Raw genomic sequence first — 1,280 nt, 5'->3', positions numbered from 1 at the left:
CCGCTCAGGGTCGGGGTCGGATCGTCGGTGGTGCCGCCGTTCGCCAGGTTACCCTGCACGCTGCCCACGTCGTCCAGCGCCGCGTCGATGGTCGGTTTCACCGGTGCATCGGTGTCGATGGTCACGGTCCAGCTGCTGCTGCTCGACTCATTGCCCATCGGGTCTTTCGCCGTGGCGGTGAAGGTGTGGTCGCCGCGGCCCAGGTCCACGCTCGGCGTGAAGCTCCAGGTGCCGTCCGCGCCCGCGGTGGTGGTGCCCAGCACGTTGCTGCCGTCCATGATGGTCACGGTGCTGCCCGCCTTCGCCGTGCCGCTGATTTGCGGACGGGTGTCGTCGGTGAGCGCGCCCTGCGACAGGCTGCCGGTCACGCTGCCGGTGTCGTCGGTCACGGCGGTGATTTCCACCTTGCCCGGGACCACGTCAACGGTGATGACCACGTGCGAGCCTTCCGGCCCGGTGTTGCCCGACGGATCGGTGACGGTGGTGGTCAGGTCGTGTGCGCCGTTCGCCAGCGGCTGGTCCGGGGTGTAGCTCCAGGTGCCGTCCGGGTTCACCTTCGCGGTGCCGATGACCTGGCCGTTGTCGATGATGTTCACCGTGCTGCCCGGCTCGGCCCTGCCGCTCAGGGTCGGGGTGTTGTCATCGGTGGTGTCGCCGCTCACGACCGGGCCCTGGTAGGCGCCGACGTTGTCGGTGACCAGCAGGTCAGAGGCCGCGTCCGGGGCTTTTGTATCGATAACGATACCGAAGCCGCCGGTTGGCTCACTGGTGCGGCCCACGCCGTCGGTGACGGTGGCGGTGAAGTTATGGCTGCCGTCTGCCAGCGCCGTATCCGGCGTGAAGCTCCAGCTGCCGTTGCCGGCCACGGAGGTGGTGCCAATCAGACGACCGTTGTCGTAGATACTGATGGTACCGCCCGCCACGCCGCTGCTGCCGCTCAGGGTCGGGGTGGTGTCGTTGGTGACATCGCCCTTCTGCAGGTAGTCCGCATGCGGGGCCACATCGTCATAGACGGTGTCCAGCGTCGGTGCCTGCGGCGGTACGGTAGCCACGTTGATGATGTACTCACCGGACGGACCGGAGACATTGCCCACGCCGTCGGTCTCTTTCGCCGTCAGGGTGTACTTCCCGTCCGGCAGCGGCGTGGTCGGCTCCAGGGACCAGGTGCCGTCGGCCTGCACTTTCGCGGTGCCAATCACCTTGTCGCCGTTGTAGACGGTGATGGTGTTGCCCGGCTCTGCGCCCGTCCCCTTGATCAGCGGACGGTTGTCGTCGGTTTC

Annotated in this window: 1 protein-coding gene; it reads right to left on the bottom strand. The window is 67.5% G+C overall.

Going from position 1 to position 1,280, the window contains the following annotated elements:
* A partial coding sequence (locus tag M8370_RS23345) for an Ig-like domain-containing protein (protein ID WP_250021867.1) occupies window positions 1–1,280 on the bottom strand: 1,280 nt, incomplete at both ends.

Origin of the sequence: Enterobacter cloacae complex sp. OE43NF, assembly GCF_023544405.1 — a bacterium.
Lineage (GTDB): Bacteria > Pseudomonadota > Gammaproteobacteria > Enterobacterales > Enterobacteriaceae > Enterobacter > Enterobacter cloacae.
The sequence above is the reverse complement of the archived record's forward strand: the minus strand, read 5'-3'. Positions and strand labels throughout refer to the sequence as shown.